The sequence below is a fragment of the Streptomyces sp. WMMB 714 genome (assembly GCF_900090125.1).
Taxonomy (GTDB): domain Bacteria; phylum Actinomycetota; class Actinomycetes; order Streptomycetales; family Streptomycetaceae; genus Streptomyces; species Streptomyces daqingensis.
In genome coordinates this window covers 64942-86275 of sequence record NZ_FMHJ01000006.1, presented here as the reverse complement: position 1 = coordinate 86275, position 21334 = coordinate 64942, and the positions used below count along the sequence as shown (strand labels likewise).

17 protein-coding genes are annotated in these 21334 nt (G+C 73.4%); 10 read left to right on the top strand and 7 right to left on the bottom strand.

Annotation, left to right across the window (positions count from 1 at the left end; genetic code table 11):
• Positions 1-7: 7 nt before the first annotated feature.
• Entirely contained in the window at positions 8-1096 is a 1089-nt protein-coding gene (locus tag H181DRAFT_RS12455; RefSeq protein ID WP_052708568.1) for a chitinase, read from the bottom strand.
• Positions 1097-1333: 237 nt separating this feature from the next.
• On the opposite strand from H181DRAFT_RS12455, the gene H181DRAFT_RS12450 reads away from it, so the two are divergent.
• Complete coding sequence (locus tag H181DRAFT_RS12450; RefSeq protein WP_045864472.1) at positions 1334-2200, top strand: SAM-dependent methyltransferase; 867 nt, start codon at positions 1334-1336, stop codon at positions 2198-2200.
• A 49-nt stretch (positions 2201-2249) separates the two neighbouring features.
• Here H181DRAFT_RS12450 and H181DRAFT_RS12445 read toward each other — a convergent pair whose 3' ends face one another.
• A complete protein-coding gene (locus H181DRAFT_RS12445; protein ID WP_045864471.1) occupies positions 2250-3125 on the bottom strand; it encodes a class I SAM-dependent methyltransferase in 876 nt (291 codons plus the stop codon).
• 633 nt (positions 3126-3758) lie between these two features.
• On the opposite strand from H181DRAFT_RS12445, the gene H181DRAFT_RS28810 reads away from it, so the two are divergent.
• Complete coding sequence (locus tag H181DRAFT_RS28810) at positions 3759-4745, top strand: RICIN domain-containing protein (protein ID WP_052708567.1); 987 nt, start codon at positions 3759-3761, stop codon at positions 4743-4745.
• Between the two features lie 22 nt (positions 4746-4767).
• Positions 4768-5814 (top strand): hypothetical protein, encoded by a 1047-nt coding sequence (locus H181DRAFT_RS12435; RefSeq protein ID WP_045864470.1) that lies wholly within the window; start codon positions 4768-4770, stop codon positions 5812-5814.
• A 100-nt stretch (positions 5815-5914) separates the two neighbouring features.
• On the opposite strand, the gene H181DRAFT_RS12430 is transcribed toward H181DRAFT_RS12435, so the two are convergent.
• Positions 5915-6562, bottom strand: a complete 648-nt coding sequence (locus H181DRAFT_RS12430) for a TetR/AcrR family transcriptional regulator (RefSeq protein WP_045864469.1) — start codon at positions 6560-6562, stop codon at positions 5915-5917.
• Between the two features lie 426 nt (positions 6563-6988).
• Here H181DRAFT_RS12430 and H181DRAFT_RS12425 point away from each other — a divergent pair, with 426 nt between their 5' ends.
• Positions 6989-8194 (top strand): YncE family protein, encoded by a 1206-nt coding sequence (locus H181DRAFT_RS12425; RefSeq protein ID WP_254666834.1) that lies wholly within the window; start codon positions 6989-6991, stop codon positions 8192-8194.
• A gap of 88 nt (positions 8195-8282) precedes the next feature.
• On the opposite strand, the gene abc-f is transcribed toward H181DRAFT_RS12425, so the two are convergent.
• Both abc-f and H181DRAFT_RS12415 read right to left on the bottom strand, forming a co-directional pair.
• On the bottom strand, positions 8283-9932 hold the full coding sequence (gene abc-f, locus H181DRAFT_RS12420) for a ribosomal protection-like ABC-F family protein (RefSeq protein WP_045864468.1): 1650 nt from the start codon (positions 9930-9932) through the stop codon (positions 8283-8285).
• A gap of 433 nt (positions 9933-10365) precedes the next feature.
• The gene (locus H181DRAFT_RS12415; RefSeq protein ID WP_045864467.1) at positions 10366-11037 is read right to left on the bottom strand and encodes a ScbR family autoregulator-binding transcription factor; all 672 of its coding nucleotides are present in this window, start codon (positions 11035-11037) and stop codon (positions 10366-10368) included.
• A 194-nt stretch (positions 11038-11231) separates the two neighbouring features.
• Between H181DRAFT_RS12415 and H181DRAFT_RS12410 the strand changes: the two genes are divergently transcribed.
• Positions 11232-12128: an NAD(P)H-binding protein gene (locus H181DRAFT_RS12410; RefSeq protein WP_045864466.1), complete on the top strand. Its 897-nt coding sequence runs from the start codon at positions 11232-11234 to the stop codon at positions 12126-12128.
• A gap of 36 nt (positions 12129-12164) precedes the next feature.
• Here the strand turns inward: H181DRAFT_RS12410 and H181DRAFT_RS12405 are convergent, their stop codons facing one another.
• Positions 12165-13151: a ScbA/BarX family gamma-butyrolactone biosynthesis protein gene (locus H181DRAFT_RS12405; protein ID WP_045864465.1), complete on the bottom strand. Its 987-nt coding sequence runs from the start codon at positions 13149-13151 to the stop codon at positions 12165-12167.
• A gap of 941 nt (positions 13152-14092) precedes the next feature.
• Between H181DRAFT_RS12405 and H181DRAFT_RS12400 the strand changes: the two genes are divergently transcribed.
• The 5 genes from H181DRAFT_RS12400 (at position 14093) to H181DRAFT_RS12380 (ending at position 19594) form a co-directional block, all read left to right on the top strand.
• Entirely contained in the window at positions 14093-14731 is a 639-nt protein-coding gene (locus tag H181DRAFT_RS12400; RefSeq protein ID WP_045864464.1) for a ScbR family autoregulator-binding transcription factor, read from the top strand.
• A 417-nt stretch (positions 14732-15148) separates the two neighbouring features.
• Positions 15149-15979: an AfsR/SARP family transcriptional regulator gene (locus tag H181DRAFT_RS12395; RefSeq protein WP_045864463.1), complete on the top strand. Its 831-nt coding sequence runs from the start codon at positions 15149-15151 to the stop codon at positions 15977-15979.
• 105 nt (positions 15980-16084) lie between these two features.
• A complete protein-coding gene (locus H181DRAFT_RS12390; RefSeq protein WP_045864462.1) occupies positions 16085-16966 on the top strand; it encodes a 4'-phosphopantetheinyl transferase family protein in 882 nt (293 codons plus the stop codon).
• Between the two features lie 195 nt (positions 16967-17161).
• Positions 17162-18337: an N-methyl-L-tryptophan oxidase gene (gene solA, locus H181DRAFT_RS12385; protein WP_045864461.1), complete on the top strand. Its 1176-nt coding sequence runs from the start codon at positions 17162-17164 to the stop codon at positions 18335-18337.
• A 285-nt stretch (positions 18338-18622) separates the two neighbouring features.
• A complete protein-coding gene (locus tag H181DRAFT_RS12380) occupies positions 18623-19594 on the top strand; it encodes a Vgb family protein (protein WP_254666812.1) in 972 nt (323 codons plus the stop codon).
• Between the two features lie 45 nt (positions 19595-19639).
• Here H181DRAFT_RS12380 and H181DRAFT_RS12375 read toward each other — a convergent pair whose 3' ends face one another.
• Entirely contained in the window at positions 19640-21034 is a 1395-nt protein-coding gene (locus H181DRAFT_RS12375; protein WP_107068749.1) for an MFS transporter, read from the bottom strand.
• Positions 21035-21334: the final 300 nt, after the last annotated feature.

The window sequence follows — 21334 nt, the reverse complement described above, 5'->3', positions numbered from 1 at the left end:
CCGGCGCTCAGCCCCTGAACGCCTCGGCGAACTCGTGCGCCGTGTCCCCGGTGCTCGAACAGGTCGCCTGGGCCTTGGTGTTGGGGCCTCCGGGGCACGGCCTGTCCCGGGTGGCCGACCACATCGACAGCCCTCCCAGGCCCTTCTTCTCGGCGAACTTCCGCAGCTCCGTGGCGTCTTCGGGGCGGAAGACCTCGACCTTGACGTCGTTCACGCCGATCATCGGCGTCACCGACACCGCCCGCCACGCCTCCTCCCGGCCGCGGATCCCGAGCACCTTCGCCACCTGCTTCTGCGTGGCGGTGGCGGCCTTCACCGCGTACTCGCCCATGTCGCCGTCGTAGTAGGTGCCGTAGTCCATGGCCATGATGTTGACGGACGAGACCCGTGTCCCGTGCTCCTCGGTGCTCTTCAGCACGGCGAGGGCGTCGCGGTTCAGGCCGCCCGGCATGACGGGGAGGGTGAAGGAGACGTCCAGCTTCGGCAGCCGCTTCTGCAGCCGGGCGACGGCGCGGGCGCGGAGCTCGTTGGCACGGGTGTCGGTGAGCGCGGGGCCCTCGATGTCGAAGTCGACCTTCGTCAGGTCGTAGGCGTCGACGACCTCGCTGTACGCGGCGACCAGATCGTCGACGGACTTGCAGGCCCGGGCCAGTTCGTTGCCGCTCTGCCCGCCGAACGAGACACGGACGTCGCCCCCCGCCTTGCGCAGCTCCGCCGCCTGGCGGGCCACGGGGTTCTCGCGCAGCTCCTGCCGCCCGCCCCACATGGGCACGCACTTCCCGCGTCCGGGGGAGACGAAGGCCAGGTTGTACTCCTTCACGCCGGTCCGGCGGGCGCCTTCGAGCAGGTCGTAGGAGGGCTTGAGCGAGGTGTCGACGTACGGCGCGAAGGGGACGGGCTTCTTCCGGGGCTCCTTCGCGGAGCCGTCCCCGTCCCGCGAGGGCGATGGCGGCTTGGAACGCCCGGGCTTCTCGTCCTCGCCGCCCGAGCAGCCCACCAGCAGCGACGCGGCGACCGCCCCGGCCGTGACCACGGCGCGGGCCCGCCTCAGCGAGCGGCTCCTGCGGGAAGCCTGTGCGTGGGCGCTGTTCCTCATCGTCGGGCTGTCTCCTCAGGTGCTGTGACGTCGGGGCGCGGGCCGGTCCGCCGGCGGGCCGCCTCGGCGTGAGGCGGAGCCCCCGGTCAGGAAACCATGCCAGCACTCGCCCCCGCGGCGTGAACCGGGATGGCGGCGGCCGTGGCCGGATAGCGCGGGGCGTAGGCCCGACACGCCTAGCATCGCCCGGACTTGGGACCGGGAGCGGACGGGCGCAGTGGCAGGGAGGGCCGGGGGATGGAAGAGACGGGCCACACGTGGACGGACGGAGAGCCGGAGCAGCTCGTCGCCCTCGAGGTCGACCGGCCGCACGCCGCCCGCGTCTACGACTGCCTGCTCGGCGGCAAGACGCACTACGCGGCCGACCGGGAACAGGCCGAGAAGGTCCTGGCCACCGTCCCGTCCGCCGAGGCGAGCGCGAGGGAGAACAGGGCGTTCGTCCACCGGGTGGCGCGGGCACTGGTGACGGAGCACGGCATCGGGCAGTTCCTGGACATCGGCACCGGCATCCCCGCCTCGCCCAACCTGCACGAGGTGGCGCAGGCAGCAGACCCGGCGGCGCGGATCGTCTACGCCGACAACGACCCGATCGTACTGACGCACTCGCGTGCCCTGCACACCAGCAGCCCCGAGGGCAGAACGGCGTACATCCAGGCCGACGCGACGGACCCGTGGAGCATCCTGCGCGCCCCCGCGCTCCGCGACACGCTCGACCTGGAGCGGCCCGTCGCCGTCACCCTCTGCCTCCTCCTGCACTGGCTGCCGCCGGACTACGACTGCTACGCCATGGTCCGCACGCTCATGGACGCGGTGCCGGGCGGCAGCGCGCTGGTGGTCACCCACGTCACGGCCGACTTCGACGTCCGGGTCAGCCGCATCGAGGAGGACTTCGAAGAGACCGGTTCTCCGGTGCGCACCCGGACGCGAGCCCAGGTGGAGCGCTTCTTCGACGGGCTGCGGCTGCTGGAGCCGGGCCTCGTGGCTCCGCAGCACTGGCGTCCCGAGCCGGTGGAGATCGAGGCCGGGGTACGCGAGGCGCTGCGCGACGGCGACGTGCCGATCTGGGCGGGAGTGGGCCTGAAGCCCGCCGCCGGCGCCGGCTGACCCCCGGGGGCCGGCACGCCGCCGACGGCGGGACGCGGCCCGCGCGCCGTCAGGGGAGGCGGCCGAAGGTGTGCGTGACGTGCTCGGTGAGCGCCTTCATCCGGGTCATGGGGCGGCCGAGAGCGGCCGCGGTCCCGGGCACGGAGCGGTTCTCCAACTCCCAGCCGAACGCCTTGAGTTGCGTCTCCACCGGTTCGCGTTCCCCTTCGGGGAAGAGGGACTTCACGTCGATGCCGAGGTCGTCGGAGCCTTCCCGGAGAACCGGATCGCCGACCAGGCGGGCGATGTCGTCTATGCGTTCCACGGCGAAGCGGCTGCCCGGCGCCGAGAGCCGGCTGATCTCCTGGAGGAGCCGGGTCTCCGCCTCGGGCGGCAGATACGGCAGCAGGCCCTCGGCGAGCCAGGCGGTGGGGGAGGCGGCGTCGTGACCCGCCGCCCGGAGCGCCGCGCCCCAGTCGTCGCGGAGGTCGACGGGGACCGGCCGGTGGTCGCAACCGGGCTTCGCGCCCTCGGCGTCGAGGACCCCCGACTTGAACTCGAGTACGGCGGGCTGGTCCAGCTCGAAGCAGACCGTCCCCGAGGGCCAGCCGAGCCGGTACGCACGGGTGTCCAGGCCCGCGGCGAGGATCACCACCTGCGTGAGGCCGTCGGCGGTGGCGGACGCGAAGTAGTCGTCGAAGACGCGGGAGCGCAGGCCCACGTACTCGGAGGTCGCGGCCCACAGTTCGTCGTCGGGCTCCTGGCCCCCGCTCCTGCCGGGGGCGGAGAACGGGCCGCCCGGCTGGGCGGCGGCGACGAGGCGGGACGCGTAGGGGTCGGTCATCAGCGCGTCGGGACGCGCGGTCTCCGTCGCTCTCCCGGCGGCGACCGCCAGGGCGGTCCGCCCGACTCCCGTGACGATGTCCCACTGCTGGTCCGTACTCAACGAACACCTCCGTGTTCAAGGGCGTGCTGGTCCGCCGCCGTTCGCGGGGCCGCGACCCGGTCGTGACGGGCCTGTACGGCGACCCCGACGGGATATCAGTAATTGGTAAGCTCGGGCAACTAACTGCGGATCGCGGCGGCTTCGTCCCGGCGCTTCCCGGCCACGGACCGCGGAGACGGGACGGCGGAGGCGCGTCGTACCCCGCCTTCGTGGCGCTCGGGTCACCGGTGCGACTTCCTCCCCCTTCCACTGATACGTCCTGAGGCTTCCCGCGAAGACGCCGTGGAAGACAGGCGGGCACAAAGTGCCTCATCTCGACCGCGCGGGGCTCATGTTCAGGCCGTTTTCCTGCTCGGCCGCTTCCGCGGACGGGGCGGGTTCCCTTTGACTGGTGAGAGCGGGCGACCCCCGCAAGCGGCCCGCCACCCGCGGCCCGGCGTCCGGTGGACGGCACCCTCCGGTTCCCCGGCCCTCTGGCCGCCCGGTCTCCGGCACCAGTGGTGTGAGACGTCGAGGAGCCGGGCAGGTGCCGGTTCCGCGTGGCTCGTCACGGCCGCGAACCGGCGTGCGCGACCGGAACCCGCCGCCCCCGGCCGCCTGATCTCCGTACGGCACGGCACCCGAAAGGACACGATGACCGATCCCGCCGACCCCCTCGGTCCCGCCGAACCCGCCACCCCCGCAGGTCCGTCGGGCCCGCACTCCCGTCCCGGGACGCCCGCCGCCCCGGCACAGGGCGAGGGTGCGCGGGAAAGTTCCGGGGAGGGGGCCGGCACCGGCTCCGACGACGGACCGGAGCCTGCCGACCGCATCGTCACGACGGTCAACCCCCGTATCGTCCCCGCGGGTTCGCGGAACCCGGCACCGCCCGAGCCCGCCGGGCACACCCGCAGAGCCGTACTCGCCGCGATCGCCGCCGTGGCCGTACTGGGGCTGCTGATCGGCGGGTTCGCGCTGTACGGCGGCAGCGGCGGCGAGGAGTCGACGGGGACGGGCGCCAACCCGGGCCCGGAGTGGAACGGGGGCCGGGAGAACGACGCGAACAGGCCCGGTGCCCCCTCCTCGGGCGGCTCCCCCTCCGGCGACGACGGCGGCAAGGGCGGCAAGGACGATGAGAAGCCGGGATCGGAGCGGCCCGGGGACGGTGACGACGGCAAGGACCGCCCCCCGCAGGACGGCGGTACGCAGAAGCCGCCGGCGCCGGGCCCTCCGCCCGGCGGCGGAGAGGGCCCGGAGGGGACCGTCCGGCTCTGGAGCCACAACTCGGACCAGTGCATCGACGTTCCGGGAGGCGAGGGGGAGGACGGAACTCCCCTGCGGATACGGACGTGTTCGGGATCCGCGTCGCAGCGGTGGAGGATAGTGGACGACGGCACGGTGCGGTTCCGGGACCTGTGCATGGACGTCGCGAACGGGTCCGTCGAGAACGGGGCGGTGATCCAGCTCGCCCGCTGCAGCGGCAACCCCGCGCAGCAGTTCGTGCTGAGCGAGGGCAGCGACCTGGTCAACCCGCAGGCCGACAAGTGCGTCGCTGTACAGGACGGCGACGTGCGGAGCGGAACTCCCCTGCGGCTGTGGGAGTGTTCGGGGGACGACAGCCAGAAGTGGAGCCCCGCGTGAGGACGCCGGCGCGGAGAACCCTGTGAGGGTCGGGCAGGCACGAGCCGTCGCCGCGGACTGGGTGGCGCGGTACGGGCGGTCCGTGCCCGGGTACAGGGGCGCGTACTTCAGCGGCTCCACCGTGGGGCTCCCGGACGACGCGGAGTTGCCGGCGACCTCCGACGTCGACGTCGTCGTGGTCACCGATGCGCCCCGACCGCCCGCCGCGCCGGGGAAGTTCGGCTACCGGGAGGCGGTGCTGGAGGTCAGCCACATGCCGGCGTCGCAGCTCGAACGTCCCGAACAGGTCCTCGCGTCCTACCACTTGGCGGGCAGCTTCCGCACCTGCACGGTCATCGAGGACCCCGGCGGCCTGCTGCGCGGACTGCTGGCCGAGGTTCCGGCCCGTTTCGCCGATCTGCCCTGGGTGCGGCGCCGGTGCGAGGACGCCCGGCACAGGATCGTCAGCAGGCTGGAGGCTCTGAAGGCACAGGAGGTCTCGGCGCCGTTCCACGAGCAGGTCATGGCATGGCTGTTCCCCACCGGCGTGACCACGCACGTCCCCTTGGTCGCCGCCCTGCGCAACCCCACGGTGCGGCTGCGCTACCTGCGCGTGCGCGAAGTGCTCGCCGACCACGGACTCTCGGAGCTCTACCCGGAGTTGCTGGAACTCCTCGGATGCCGGGAGTGGTCCGCCGCTCGCGTCCGGCACCATCTGCGCGCGCTGGCCCGGACGTTCGACGCGGCCGCCGAGGTCTCGAGGACGCCGTTCTTCTTCAGCGGCGACCTCACCGCCGCGGCGCGTCCCATCGCCGTCGACGGCAGTCAGGAGCTGATCGACCGCGGCGACCACCGCGAAGCCGTCTTCTGGATCGTCGCCACGTTCACGCGCTGCCACACCGTCCTCGCCGCGGACGCCCCGGAGTTGCACCGCTCCCTCGATCCCGCGTTCCGCGAAGCCGTCGCCGACCTCGGGATCGGTTCCTTCGCGGACCTGCTCCAACGGGCCGAGCGCGTCCTGCGGTTCCTGCCGCGGCTGTGGGGCACGGCGGAGGACGTCATGGCGCGCAATACCGCCGTCGCACGCTGAGCCCGGCCCGGCCCCCGGCCCGTCCAGTCCTGTCGCGTTCAGGCCGGGGGCACCGCCCGAGTGCCCCGCCGTCGGCCGCGGCAGCCCGTCACTCCCCGGGTCACTCCTCCCCGGACCGCATCAACGCCAGCAGCAGCCGCACGAGTTCGGCCACGATCTCGTCGAGCGTTGCGTCGACCCAGCCGGCCGCCCAGTCGTGCAGCAGCCCGTTGACGCTGCCGATGAAGGCGGCCGCCGCGAGACGGTAGTCGCGGTCCGCCGCCTCGCCCCTGCGGACCGCCGCGGCCGCCTCGGCCCGGATCAGGTCGATCCAGCGGGCCCGCCGCGAGAGGCGCTGCTCGTCCAGGCGGGGGCTGACCCCGACGATCTCCGTGAAGGTGATGCGGATGCGGCGCGGGTCCTCGGCGATGCTCGCCGCGTACGCCCTGAACACGGAGCCGTACCGCTCGGCGGCGGGCAGTTCGGCGGTCCGCGCGAGGGCGTCCAGAACGGCTCTCTCCGCGTAGTCGTTGACCTCCAGATGCAGGACGGCGAGGACGTCCTCCAGGGTGCGGAACTCCTCGTAGAACTGCCGGGTCGACAGTCCGGCTGCCTCGCAGAGGGCGGCGACCGTCGTCGAGCGGTAGCCGGGGCCCGCGCCGAAGAGTTCGAGCCCCGCGTCGAGGAACCTCCGGCGCCGCTCCGCGTGGCGTTCCGTGGCCGCCTTGCCCGCGTAGCGACCGGTGGACCGCCTCAGTCGCTCCGTCACCCGCTCTCCCTCGCTCGTGTCCCGGCCATCTTCTCCCGCGCTTCTCGCGCACGGGGGTTGAACAACCGCTGCGCTGTCGTTACTTTCAAGTAGCCGAATGTGAAGTGCATCATTTTCACTTTGTGGGGCGGGGCACCCCCGCACGGCGACGCGTGACCGCACAGCGCGCGGCGTACCTCCGCACCGGAGGGCGCGCCCGCTGCCGGGCCGTTCCCAGGGCCGCAGCGCCTCCCCGGAGGGTCCGGCACAGCTCATGACGTATCAGCTGCTCGCGCCCCGGCGGTGCGGGCCGCCACGTGAAGGAGAGCCGTGGACGTGACCAGGAAGAACGCGGACCCCCGGACGCCCGCCCCCGTAGAACGGCAAGCCCCCCGCGCGAGGCGCCGCCACCGGCTCCCGGTGGCCCTCGCGGCGGCACTCGCGGCCGTGGCCGCCACGACGGGTGCGGCCGGTGCCGCGCCCGCCCCGCAGGGGGAGCGGGCGGAGCTGCGGGAAGTGATGTTCGTCGGCAACAACTGGGACGGGACGGCCGACGTGATCGAGTCCAGCGGCTCCTTCGGGAAGCTCGGACGCATCAACGTCGTGCCCGACAAGCAGGAGCGGCTGGACGAGATCTACGCGAACCCGATCAAGCTGCTGTTCTTCCTGGGCATCAGGAACGGACCGGGGGAGGGGCACGACCAGTTCGTGGACGACATGTACTCCACCCCGGACGGCAGGTCGATGGTCGTCTCCCGGCCCAGCTTCGCCGACGTCGTCTCCGTCGACGTGACGACGGGGAAGCTCAACTGGCGTTTCCCCGTCTCCGGATTCCGCTCCGACCACATGGCGGTCTCCCCCGACGGGAAGCGGGTGGCGGTCTCCGCCTCCACGTCGAACACCGTGCACGTCCTCGACATCGAGACCGGGGAGGAGGCGGGCTCGTTCAAGACGGGCGACAAGCCCCACGAGAACGTCTTCACCGACGGCGGGAAGCACCTGTGGAACATGTCCATCGGCGACGTCCAGACGGACACCGACGCGCCCTGGCTCGACTGGACGAAGGGCGACCGCAAGATCACCGTCGTGGACACGGAGACGTTCGAGGAGGTCGAGGTCATCGACATGCGCGAGCGCCTCGACGCGTTCGGCCGCAAGGACCTCTCCGACGCCGTGCGGCCGGTGGCGTTCACGCCCGACGAGTCCAAGCTGTACTTCCAGGTCTCCTTCTACAACGGGTTCCTGGAGTACGACGTCGCCGAGGACAAGATCACTCGCGACAAGACCCTCCCGAAGAATCCCGACACCAGCGAGGACCGCACCACCTGGGTCAACGACTCGCGCCACCACGGAATGTCGATGAGTCCGCAGGGCGACAAGCTGTGCGTCGCCGGGACGATGGACGACTACGCCACCGTCGTCGACCGGGAGACCCTGGAGGAAGGGCCGCTGGTGACGGCCTCGAAGCCGTACTGGGCGACGGTGAGCGGCGACGGGAAGTTCTGCGTCATCTCCGAGAGCGGCAGCGACCAGGTCACCGCCATCGACTTCGGCACGGGCGAGAAGACGGTCTCCGTGCCGGTCGGGGACCATCCTCAGCGCGTCCGCGTCGCCCACGTCCCGGACGGGTGGACGAGCCCGCCGGCGCGCTGATCCCCGCGCGGGGAATCGGCACCGGGCCGGGCGCGCAGCGTGATCCGGCGCGACGGACGCACACGCACCCGGTTCCGGTTCCGGTTCCTCAACGCGTCCGGGACGGTGTCCTTCTGACGCTTCCCCGTCGCGCCTCGTCCGCGGGACCGGAGCCGAGGGAGAGCTGCCTCCCCTGCCAGCGGGCCCGGACGCGGCGATCGTGCGAGACGAGGACGAGCGTGCCCGGGTAGGTGCTGAGAGCCTCCTCCAGCTCCTCGGTGAGGGCGGGCGAGAGGTGGTTCGTCGGCTCGTCGAGCAGCAGGGTGTCGGTGGACCGGGTCAGCAGCCGGGCGAGTGCGAGCCGCTGGCGCTGGCCGGTGGACAGCTGTGCGACCTGCGCGGTGAGCCGGTCGGAGGTGAACAGGCCGAGGGAGAGCAGCTGTTCGGCGTGGTCCTCGGGGGTGCCCGGGCGCCCTTCCGCGAAGGCCTGCAGGAGCGTCTGGCCGGGGCGGCCGGGCCGGGGCTCCTGCGGCAGGTGGCCGACGCGGCCGCGCCGGGCGACGTGGCCGCCGTCGGGGGCGAGTTCTCCGGCGAGGACGCGCAGCAGGGTGCTCTTGCCCGTGCCGTTGCCGCCGGTGATCAGCAGACGGTCCCCCGCCTCGACGGTGAGGCAGGTGCGGGGGAGGCGTCCGCCGACGGTGGCGCCGTCGGCTTCGAGGACTGTGCCCGTGAGGCGCTCGGCGCGCAGGACCGGGGTGAAGCGGAGGGGTTCGGGCGGCGTGGGCACGGGGTCGGCGAGGAGGCGCCGGAGGCGTTCCTCGGCGTTGCGGACGCGGCTCGCGAGCGACTGCTGGACGCGCCCGGCGGCGCGGTCGTAGGCCATCTTGTTGCCGTCGGTGATGGACCGTCCGGGCGCGACGCGGCGGGCCGTGGTCTCCGCGGTCTCGCGCACCGCCTCGACATCCGCCTTCCAGCGGAGGTGGCTCTCCTCCCAGCGCTGACGGGCCGCCGCCTTCCCCTTGAGGTAGCCGTCGTAGCCGTTGCCGTAGCGGGTGACGGTGTGGCGGTCGCCGTCGACCTCCAGCAGCGTGCCGGTGACGCGTTCGAGGAAGGTGCGGTCGTGCGAGACGGCGACGGTCGTGCCCCGGCGCGTGCGCAGATGCTCCTCCAGCCACGTCAGGGCCTCGTCGTCGAGGTGGTTGGTGGGCTCGTCGAGCAGCAGGACCTCCGGGGCGGCGGCCAGGAGGGCGGCGAGGCGCAGCCGGACCTGCTCGCCGCCCGCGAGGTCGCCGACGGCCCGGTCGCGCGGCAGGTCCACCAGGCCGAGGCCGTGCAGGGCGCGCTCCACCCGGGCGTCGGCCTCGTAGCCGCCGCGCAGCTCGAAGGCGGTCGTCACTTCGCCGTACTCGGCGAGCGCGGACTCGTCCTCGGCGAGGAGCCTCTCGAGCCGGCGCATGCGGCGTTCGAGGGAGCGCAGGTCGCTCAGCGCGACGTCGATGGCCTGCTGGACGGTGTGGCGGGGCGGGAAGGATGCCTCCTGCGGGAGGTAGCCGACGCCTCCGTCCGCCTGGACGACGACGTCTCCCGAGTCGGGCTCCTCGGCCCGCGCGAGAAGGCGCAGCAGGGTGCTCTTCCCCGAGCCGTTCTCGCCGACGATTCCGGTGCGCTCGCCCGTGGTGAGGGTGGCGGTGACGGAGTCCAGGACGAGTCGGCCGTTATAGGACTTCGTGACGGAGCGGCAGCTGATCTGAGTGGGCATGCGGGTCCTTCGGGGCGTTCGACGGCTGGACGGCCGCTGTGGGCCGGGAGGTTCGGTGAGCGCCCGGGAAGAGCATGACCACTCCACTGCTGCGACGACAGTTGCGTGCGGACGCTGCCACGGCTCCGGCGGTGAGGGCAAGCGGGTTTCGTCCCCGCGCGCCGCCGGACGAACGCGGCCGCCCGCCGGACGCGGTGGGAGGCGGCGTCGCCCGCGCCCGCGCGGCCGGGGAGCGCGGGGCGCACGGCAACTCCGGGACAGGGAGCGGCACTTGGCGCTTCCGGCCGGAGCTGTGCCGGTGCGGGGCACGGTGGGTGTGCGCGGGCCGGCCATGATCGCCAGTCAACCGCCTGGCGGCGGACGCAGCCATCACCCTGCAGCGGGACTCGAGCGGCCCTGTGGCGAGGCGCGAGGCACGCCGCCGGACGGACCGTCAGCCGCCGACGGTCTCGAGGTGCTGCCCGTCGGCCTCGGCCGCGATCTCCGCGCTGACCTTCGTGCCGCGGTCGCCGTCGAGGGTGACCGACGCGAGGACCGAGGAGATGACCACGTTCGGCAGGATGTGCCGCAGCAACTCGGCGATCCTCTCGCCCAGGTCCGCGTAGTCGCTGAGCGTCTGCGACATGGCCTGGACGCCGGCGAAGGCGCCGACGATCACACGGGCCGTCTCGGCCGGTTTCACGTGCGGCAGCAACTCGCCCTGTTCCCGGGCCGCTTCGAGCATCTCGGTCAGCGTCTCGCTCCAGGTCAGGAACGGCCCGCTGCGGTCGAGGTCCGCCGCCTGCTGGTTGAGCGCCAGCCACACCCCGGCCCGCACCATGGAGTCGGTCTGCAGGCGGTGGACGTAGACCATGACCATGTCCACGAGCTCCTGCGCCTTGCAGGTGCGTGTGGGAACCGGGTCCTGGCCCTCCTGGGCCCGCAGAACGCCCTGGGCGAGCTGCTCCTTGGAGGCGAAGTGGAAGTAGAGGGCGCCCTTCGTGACGCCCGCGGTGGAGAGGATGTCGGCGATCGTCGCCGCCTGGTAACCGCGCTCCCCGAAGACCGCCGCCGCGGCTTCGAGGATCTTCCGGCGGGTGCGGATGGCCCGGTCCTGCATAGCCACGCCCCCTCCTGATGTGGGCCGGCGGTCCGCGGGGGACCCCTGGCAAAGAAACCGAAGAGTTTGTATCTTACCGGCCCGTACCGTGTCTGCGTTCAGGGGGGCTGCCGGGCTCCCGCCGCATTGGGGGGATCAGGGGTGTTCAGGGCTGCGCCGTCCGGCCGGGACGGCAGCGACGGAGCCTCCGGGGTCCCGCTGTGATCCTCGTGACCGGCGCCACCGGCACGGTGGGGCGGGAGGTCGTGCGCCGGTTGCCCGCCGACGGTCCGGTCCGTGTCCTGACCAGGCGTCCGGGCCGCGTCGGCGACGTGCCCGGCCACGTGGAGGTGGCGGCCGGCGACTACGGCGACGCGCCGTCTCTGGAGCGGGCGTTGAGCGGCGTGACGAAGGTCTTCCTCCTCACCGGCGCGGTGGGCGGCGACGACGACGAGCGCTTCCTGCGGGCGGTACGCGGCACGGACGTACGGCTGATCGTCAAGCTCTCCGCGGCCGCGGTCGCCAACTCGGCGGCGGACGACGCCATCACCCGGTGGCAGCGGCGATGCGAGGCGCGTCTGCGGGAATGCGGGACGGAGTGGACGCTGCTGCGTCCGCGGGCCTTCATGTCGAACACCCTGGGGTGGGCTCCGCTGATCGCCTCCGGGCGTCCCGTGTCCGCGTTGTACGGCACCTCGCTCAACTCCTGCGTCGACCCCCGGGACATCGCGGACGTAGCGGTCCGCGCGCTCACCGAGGAAGGGCACGGGGGCAGGGCGTACACCCTGACGGGGCCCGAGCCGGTCAGCGCCGTCGACCAGGCGGCCTGCCTCTCCCGGCTGCTGGGGAAGCCGGTGCGGTTCGAGGAGATGGACGCGGCCCGGGCGAGAGCCGCCTATCTGCGGCGCCATCCCGAGCACGTCGCGGAGGCGCTGCTGCAGAGTGCGGAGCAGCAGCGGGCCGGTGCGAAGGCCCGGGTCGAGCCGACCGTCGAGGAGGTGACGGGCCGTCCGGCGCGCTCCTACGCGCAGTGGGCCGCGGACCACATCGGCTTCTTCGCGGACGGCGCGGTGCCGCGTCGGCCGGGGGAGGCGGGGGCCGGGCGGCGCCCGGAGTAGCGGGACTGCCGGACGCGGCCTGCGTGCGCCCCGCCGTCAGAGGCGTGCCGCGGCGAGAGTGGAGCTGAAGAGCTGCTCGTCCCCCTGTGTGGCCGTGACGAGCACCGTGGTCAACGAGCCCTCCTTGTCCGGCAGTTCGCGGGCCTCGACCATGCAGGGGGCGTCCAGTTCGGCGTAGCGCTCGAAGGTGCTGCGGGCCGAGACGGGGAACGGGGCGTGGCCGAGCAGGGCGTGCGCGGCCTGCCGGGTGGCTTCGAGCAGCACCATGCCGGGGACGTGGTCGACGGGGTGGTCGAAGAGGACGGGATGCCGGGTGTCCGCCCGCAGCAGCCACCGGCCGGCCTCGCCGATGGGGGAGAGGACGACGTCGACGGGCGAGGTGCGGCCCACGTGCTGAGGGGGCAGCGGCGCGGTCAGCGGGAGCGGTGACTCGTCGCTGCGCGGACGGTCGCGGCGGAGCCGGTCGTGCACCTCCGGTCTGGTGCAGGTGAAGGAGGCACCGCCGGTCGCCACGGTCTGCCCGTCCTGGCGCAGCACCGCCTCGTACCGGAGCCCCTTGAGGGCGCCGCCGGGGCGGCGGTCCACCTCCGTGCAGGAGACGTCGATGTCGAGGCTGGCGGGGGCGCCCGCGATCCGGAGCTGCTCGGGTACGACGGCGAACTCCAGGTCCCACATGAGGAACTTGTGGCCGAGGGGCACGTCGAAGCCGGTGTGGGCGAGCAGCGCGCCGATCTGGCGGATCGTCTCGGCGGCGAACAGGGGGTCGTAGCGGCCGTCGACCGGCGCGAAGTAGCTGTGGCAGCGCGGCCATTGGGCGGTGACGCGGAACTCCGTCCCGCTGCGGGGGGTCCAACTGGTCAGCAGGACCTCGGCGACTGCGGCCCGGTGCACGAACTCCTTGGGCACGGTGGTCGTCAGCGGCGGAAAGTGGGACAGCGCCTGGCTGAGGTGTGCCGGGTGCGGGCCGGCCTCCTCCGGTATTCCGGACGAGCAGGACGTGACCTGGGCAGTGCTCGCGATCATGATATTCCCCGATTGACTGCAACAGAACTTACAGATTAGGGGTGTTGATCCGCCGGACCCCTCGCTGCCGTAAGATACATACCACCCGGTTTAGTTTCTACAGATTCCCTCTACTCGCCGGGGAGGAAGAAGCCGGTTCCGGCGTAGGTGCAGGTGGTCGCCGCGGGAGGCGCGGCAAGTGGCACGGCCCTCTTGCCGGGGAGCTCAGTGCGGGGGTGCGCAGCGGCTTCCGGGGGCTTGCCGCGGAGCGCGTCGCGTGGCCGTGCCCGTGGTGCGGTCGAGCGGGCCGGGAGGCGCGCTCCGTGCGACAACGGGGACGCTGCTTCCCAACTCCCGGTGAACCGCCGTGTGTTGGGACCGCCCTTCGAGCAGCGTACGAGCCGTTCTCGAGGTGCGCGCTGGAGTGTGTCCGGAAGGCCATGGCCATGGCCGCGGGCGGGGGCAGGGGCGCGGCATGGCGGTGTCGCCGTACGCGCGGGCGCGGCTTTCCGCGAGGGCCGGGGTCGGGACCTGTGTCCGATGCGCGTGAAGCCTTTGTGCCTGCCTGATAGAGGACGCAGAAACCGCATATGCGGTTTGTTAGCGTGGACTTCCGAGAGCTGTGCGCCTCTCGATGTGCATACCCCGCGCGGGCGGCGCGTCCTGGTGGCCGCCGGTGCCCTGCCGGCCGGCCCGGACCGGACCGCGCCGGCGATCGCACGGCTCCCTCGGCCGGCAGGCGGGGCGTTCCGCGAACCGCGGCGCCGCCGCCGCGAGACAAGGAGAGCCCGCTGGTGGGGGAGCGTCGCGGTCCGGCAGGTCCGGGCCGTGGCGCGCCGCCCCGGGTTCCGGTGCGCGGGGTGCCCGGGGGTCCGCGCCGGTGCCGGTGCCAGAGGGGGCCGCCGGTGCGGCGGGTGGGGCGACGACCGGTACGCAGACTCCCCGATGTCAGGAGACGACCGATGGTGAAGCAGGAACGCGCGGCGCGGACCAGGCAGCTGCTGCTGCAGGCGGCCGCCGAGGTGTTCGTACGGGAGGGCTATGCGCGCGCCTCGCTCAGCACCATCAGTGGGCGGGCCGGTGTGAGCAACGGGGCTCTCCACTTCCATTTCGAGACCAAGAACTTGCTCGCGGAGGCCGTCGAGCAGCGCGCGGCCGTGACCCTCCGGCGCATCGCCGCCACCGCGGACGAGGCCCCGGGCAGCGCTCTCCAGCGGCTGGTCGACGCGACGCACCGCCTGATGACCGCTCTCCACCAGGACGTCGTGGTGCGGGCGGGGTTCGAGCTCTGCGCCTCGACCGGACGGCGGGGCGGGGGGCTCGACCTGCGGCGCGAATGGCAGGACTGGGTCGGGAAGTTGCTCGCCGAGGCCGAACGCAAGGGCGATCTCGCCGAGGGCGTCACGGCCGCGGACGCCGCGACGGCCGTGGTGACGTCCACCGTCGGTTTCGAGATGCTCGGCTCCCGCGACCGGGCCTGGGTCGCTCCGGAGACCGTGGCGCGCTTCTGGGAGTTGCTGCTGCCGCGGCTGTCCCACCCGGGGGTGCTCGGTGAGCTCAGCGCCCGCGGCACCGACGCCGGCGGGCCGCCGCAGGTCTAGCGGATCGGTGCTACATAAACCGTCCACGCGGTTTCATAACTCCCTGCTGGACTCCCTCGGAGGGCGTCCTGTCGCATTCGCCGACTGTGCTCCGGTCTTGGGGCGGGGGCACTCGACGGTCACTCAAGAATGCCACAAGTACCGCTGGACATGGCGGAGTTGAGAAGGTTCCGTGGGTCCTGCGCCGGATGGGCGGCAGGGTGCCCGGCTGTCGGCGGAGGAGGGCGTGCGGGCGACGATGTTGTCCGTTGAAACAAACCACGTGAACGGTTTTATATTGACAGACAGTGCGCCCTGTTCTCTAATCAGGATCCTCGCACCGGAAGAATCCCTTCGGGTTCGAGGCGACCCCGACAGCAGAGATCGAGTCGTGCAGGGCTCGATGCGACCAGACCAGGCAAACAGGGGGAAAACGGCGTGGACATTGGTGTACTCGGTGCGCTGGCAGTGCGGCAGAACGGCATTTCGATCACGCCGACGGCTCCCAAACCCAGGCAGGTGCTGGCCTTGCTGGCACTGCACGCCGACAAGGTGGTGCCGGTATCCGTACTCACCGAGGAGCTCTGGGCCGGCACGCCGCCGCGCAGCGCCCGGACCACGCTCCAGACGTACGTGCTGCAGCTGCGCGAACTGATCGCGGCGGCGCTGGAGGACGGCGAGCCCTCCGGGGAGGCGCAGCTCAGCGCCAAGGACGTGCTGGTCACCTCGCCCGGGGGCTACATGCTGAACACCGCGGGCGGGACGAGCGACGTCCGTGAGTTCGAGCGTCTGGCCGGACTCGGCTACCGGGCGATGGACGCCGAGGACTACCAGGGCGCGGCCCGGCAGTTGAGGGCGGCGCTGGACCTGTGGTCCGGCTCCGCGCTCACGGACGTCCACGCGGGGACGCAGCTCGAGACGGAGATCCGCCGCCTCGAGGAGAGCCGGCTCTGCGCCCTCGACCAGCGGATCGAGGCGGACCTGCGCCTCGGCCGCCACCGCGAACTGCTCTCCGAACTGACCGTCCTGGTCAGCCGGTACCGCACTCACGAGAACCTGCACGCCCAGTTCATGCTCGCCCTGCACCGGTCGGGGCGCCGCGGCGACGCGCTGGAGGTGTACCAGCGGCTGCGCGGCACCCTGGTGGGAGACCTGGGACTCGAACCGTCCGCGGGGCTGCGCAGGTTGCAGCATTCCGTCCTCATGTCCAACGCCGAGCAGCCCTCGGCGTCCGCCGACGACAGCCAGCGCCTCGTACGCTCGGCCTGAGGCGTCCGCCCGCGCGCCGTGACGCGCCGAACGGCACCCGGGCTGCTGCCGGGTGCCGGGGCGTCTCCCGCGGGGCGGCCGGCGGTCCGGGGCGGGAGCGCTCGTATGGGAGATCCGCCGACGGACGCCCGCGGCGACGCGGCGGCGGACGGTGCTCCGCTTCCGCACGGTGCGGACACCGGCGAACCGCCCCCGGTCAGGCTGTGGTTCTGCGCCTGCGGCGATCTGCCGGCGACGGTCGCGGAGGAGCTGGCGGGCCACTGGCTCGACGAGCACGAACGCGGCGTCGCCTCCCGTTTCGTCTTCGGACGCGACAGGCGCCGGTATCTCGTCGCGCACGCGCTGCTCCGACGGGCCCTCAGCCTCGAAACCGGGCTGCCCGAGGGCGAACTGGCCTTCCGGCGCTCGCCGCGGGGACGGCCCGCCCTGCGGCTCCCCCGGGGAGGACCGCTCCGGGGAGGCCGCGAACCGGACTTCAGCCTCACCCACTCCGGCGACTGGAACCTGCTCGGAACGGTGCCGCGCGGGCGCATCGGCGTCGACGTCGAAAGCCTCGACCGCGGTGAACGCGGCATCCGGACCGTCGAGCGCGTCTTCAGCGCCGAGGAGCGGGACTGGGTCGCCGCCGGGACGCCCGGCCGTCCCCGCGACCACCGGGTCCTGCGGCTGTGGACCTTGAAAGAGGCCTACGCCAAGGCCCGCGGACTCGGACTCGCCCTGCCCTTCGACAGCTTCTCCTTCACGCTCGCGCCGGACGGCGGCGTCACCGGTTTCCGTCCCCCCGCGGACGACTCGGCGGGCCGCTGGCGGTTCCTGGAGTTCGAACCCGCGCCGGACGTCGTCGCCGCCGTGGCGGTCCGGTCCGACGCCACCCCGGAGCCCTTCGCCGAGCTGCGCTGCGGCTTCCCCTGGAGCCGGGCGGCCCCACGCGTCCTCGTCCTGCCCCGCACGGCGGAGGCGGACCAGGGGCCGCGGACGGCTCCGTGAGCCGCGCGACCGCGGGCCCCTCGTCCGCGCACAGGGCCGGCGGCCGGCCGGGGAGCGACCGGTGCTGGTGGGCCGCTCGAGACCTGCCGGACCGGCGCTGGAGCGTCCTTTACACCGCTCCGCGGCGGCCGGAAAACTCCCGGTGCCCCTTCGCCGCCCCACGGCGGCGGAGACGTCCAGGAGAGGGAGACCCGCGTGAGCACATGGGATGCCGACGTCGCAGTCGTCGGTCTGGGCGCATGGGGCTCCTGCGCGCTGTGGCAACTGGCCGGCAGAGGCGTGGACGTGCTGGGCGTCGAGCAGTTCGAACCGGGCCACTCCCTCGGCTCGTCGCACGGCGGCTCCCGGATGTTCCGCGTCACCTGCCTGGAGCACCCCGGCCTCGTCCCGCTGGCGCGCCGCTCCCTGGAGCTCTGGCACGAGCTCGCCGGCGCCTCGGGCACGACGCTCTTCGAGAACCTCGGGGGCCTGCTCATCGGCCCCGAGGACGGCCGGATCGTCGGTGGCACGCTGCGCGCCGCGCGGGAGCACGGCATCGAGGTCCAGCGCCTCGGCCGGGCGGAACTGGCCGAACGCTTCCCCCAGCACGCCGCGCTGGACCCGAGGGACGTCGCGGTGTGGGAACCGTCCGCGGGCATCCTGCGGCCGGAGGAGTCCGTGCGCGCGGCCGTCGGCCTCGCCCGCTCGGCAGGGGCCGCGGTCTTCACCGGCACCCGGGTGCACAAGGTGAGCCTCGTCGGCGGAGGCGTGGAACTCGAGGTCGGATCGCGGGTGCTGAGGGTGCGTCAGGCGGTCCTCACCGTCGGCTCCTGGCTGAGCTCGCTCGTGCCGGGCATGCCGCTGGAGACGCTGCGGATGCCCATCACCTGGTTCCGCTCCACTGCCGTCGACGGGCGCCACGCACTCGACCGGTTCCCCGTCTTCATGCGGGACCTGCCGGGCGGCGAGGTCCTGTGGGGCAACGGCAGCGACGGCCCGTACGACGTCAAGCTCGGCCTGGAGGTCCACGGCCGCACGCCCCGCCCGCTGGACCCCGTCACCGACGACCGCTCGGTGGTCGCGCAGGACTGGACGCACCTGACGGACGTCCTCGGCACCCGCCTGCCCGGCCTCGAAACCGCTCCCGCCAGGGTGTCGGTGTGCATGCTCACCACGACGCCGGACGGCCAGTTCGTGCTCGGCCGCCCCGGCGGCGACCCCCGGCTCGTCCTCGCGGGCGGCTGCAACGCGCACGGCTTCAAGCACGCCGCGGGCATCGGCGAAGCTCTCACCGACATCGTCACCGGGGCCGCGACCCGGATGCCGCTGGACTTCGCGTCGCCGGACCGGGCGGCCCTTCAGGGCGAGTCCGTGGCCGCGGACTCGCCCTGAAGCGCGACGAGTTGAACGGCCGAGAGGTGTTGAACGGCCGAGGTGCTGACGGGCCGAGGTGCTGACGGGCCGGGAGCGGAGGCCGCCGCGCCGTGACGGGGCGCCCCGCAGCGGCCGTCGGGGCGGGCGGGAACGTGGCCCCTTCGGGTGAACCTGCCCCTCGCGGAGGTGAGCGGGCGGTGGATGCGGCATGCCCGGCACCCATGCTCTCGTGGTCAGAGCAGGCCGTGCCGGAGAGGCGGACGCCCTCCCGGCCGGGCCGCGGCACCACCACGGGAGCACGTCTTGCCCACCGAGCACCACCGCACCGGAACCGCCCCGCCGCACACCGGCTGCCCGCCCGCCGGCTTCTCGACCCGGGTGGTCCCGGTCCCCGGGCGGGGGCCGTACGCGGTGGCCGAGGACGCGGACGGGGCGCTGTGGGTGACGCTCGCCGGGTCCGGGCAGATCGCCGAGCTGAACGACCGGGAACCGCCGCGGCTGCATTCGGCGGGGCGCGCCGACGCCAGGCCGACCGTCGTCGCCGCCGGACCCGACGGGCGGACCATGTGGTTCACGGAGTTCCTCGCGGGCCGCGTCGTGGGCGTCCGCCCGGGCCGTACCCCGGTGCGCGTGCCTCTGCCTGCCGGGGACGAGGGGCCGTACGGCGTCACGGCCGGGCCGGACGGCGCGGTGTGGTTCACCGAGCTGACCGCGAACCGGATCGGGCGGCTCGTGCCCGCCGGCGGCGGGCACGAGCGTGAACAGCCCTACGCCGTACAGGAGTTCACCCTGCCGGTCTCCGGCGGCTGCCCCGCGGGGATCACGGCCGGGCCGGACGGCGGACTGTGGTTCGCCCTCAGCGGGGCCGACGCGATCGGCCGCATCGGCCCGGGCGGCGCGGTGACAGTGCACCGGCTGCCGTCCGCGGGTGCGCGGCCGGTGCACATCGCGGCGGGCGCCGACGGGGCGATGTGGTTCACGCAGATCGGCGTCGGCCGCGTCGGCCGCATCACCGCCGACGGGCAGATCGACGAGGTGCCGCTGCCGGGCGGGCCCGCCACCCGTCCGCACGGCGTCGCCGCAGCGGCCGGCGGAGGCTGCTGGTTCACGGAGTGGGGCACCTGCCGCATCGGACGCGTCGACGCTTCCGGGCGGGTGTCGACGTGGCAACTCCCGCCCGGCGTCAGCGAACCGCACGGGATCGCGGCCACCGGAGCGGGCACGGTGTGGGCGGCCATGGAGAGCGGTGCGCTGGTCGGACTCACTCCGGACTGACCGCCCCGGGCAGGCCGCCGGCCCGCACGGGGCGGCCGCCGGCCGTCAGGGCGTGGTGGTGGGGGCGGCCTGCTCGCAGCGCACCACCGCCGCCGCCCAGCCGCAGGCGAGGACGGCCGCGGTCGCCGTCACCGCCAGCGCCGTACCGAAGCCGAGACCCGACCCGCCCAGGGCGATTCCGGAGAGGGCCAGGCCCACGGCGCCGCCGAGCTGCTGGCTGGAGTTGACCAGGGAGGCGATGACACCGGAGGACTCCGGGTCCGCACCCTGCGCTGCGGCGGCCGTCGCCGCCGGGAGGCCGGCACCGACACCGAGCGAGAAGAACAGGATGCCGGGCAGCAGTCCGGCGTAGGACAGTTCCCAGGCCGCGGCGAACGCCAGCAGCAGCGCTCCCGCTCCGGCGCCGGCGCAGGCCGCGGTGAGCACCCGGCCCGCCCCGAAGCGGACCGTGACCCGCTCGCCGCACTTCACGCCGGCCAGCGACCCCAGGGCGAACGGAACGTAGCCGAGTCCCGCCATCAGCGGAGACCAGTGAAGGCCCTTCTGCAGATAGAGCGTCAGCACCAGGAAGCCCTGGAAGGTGGCGGCGCAGAGCAGCACGCCGGACACCAGCGCTCTCGAGCGCACCGGAGAGCTGAACACCCCGGCGGCGACGAGCGGGTTGGCGGACCGGCGCTGGTCGAGGACGAACCCGGCGAGCAGCAGCAGCGACAGTGCGGCGCATCCGCCGGTCACGAGCGGACGGCCGGTGCCCTCGACGGACAGCAGCGCGTACACGAGCAGCGCCAGGCCCAGCGTGAGGAGGGACGCGCCGCGCCAGTTCAGGGGCTGGGCGCCCCGAACGGACTGCACGCCTCGCAGCAGCCGCGGCAGCAGCCCCAGCGCGAGTGCCGCCACCGGCAGGTTGATGTAGAAGATCCAGGGCCAGTCCAGGTACTGCGTGATCAGACCCGAGAGGATCAGGCCGGCCATGGCGCCGGTCACGGCGGTCGCGCCCCAGGCCGCGAACGCCTTGGCCCGCGCCGCCGGTTCGGTGAAGACCAGCGTCAGCAGGCCCAGCACCGCCGGGGCCACCAGCGCCGCTCCCAGGCCCTGCAGGGCGCGCGCCGCGATCAGCTGCCACGGCTCGGCGGCGAGACCGCTGAAGAGCGAGGCCACGGCGAAGACCGTCGTCCCCACCGTGAAGGTGCGCACCAGGCCGTACCGGTCACCGAGGCGTCCGCCGAGGACGAGGAAGCCGCCGAAGGTCAGCATGTAGGTGTTGATGACCCACACCAGGGAGGGGGCCGAGAAGCCCAGATCGTCCTGGATCGTGGGCAGGGCGATGTTGACGACGTTGTCGTCCAGGGTCAGCAGCAGCTGCGTCATGCAGAGGATGGCCAGCACGGCCCGCGGCCGCGAGGCTCTCACCTGCGTTGCTTCCTGTGACGTGCTCGTCATGGATCTCAGCGGTCCTCTCGTGGACGGATGGGTACGGGGGCGGGCCCGGGCGCCGGCCGGGAGACGCGGCCGCGCGGGGCGGAGCGGGGGCTCACCGCGCAGGGCCGGAGCGCCCTGTCCGCCGCCTGGCGCGGAAGCACCTGGCCCGCGCGCGGGCGCGGCCGGGGCGGCTGGTCGCGGGCGGGGACCGCAGTAAGGGCATGGGTGCGGGTACTCGCTTCGGCGTGCTGGATCCGGGACGGGGGCGCCCCGCTGCGGGCAGGTACCGGGCGCCGGGGCGCGGGGCCCGCAGACCTGCAT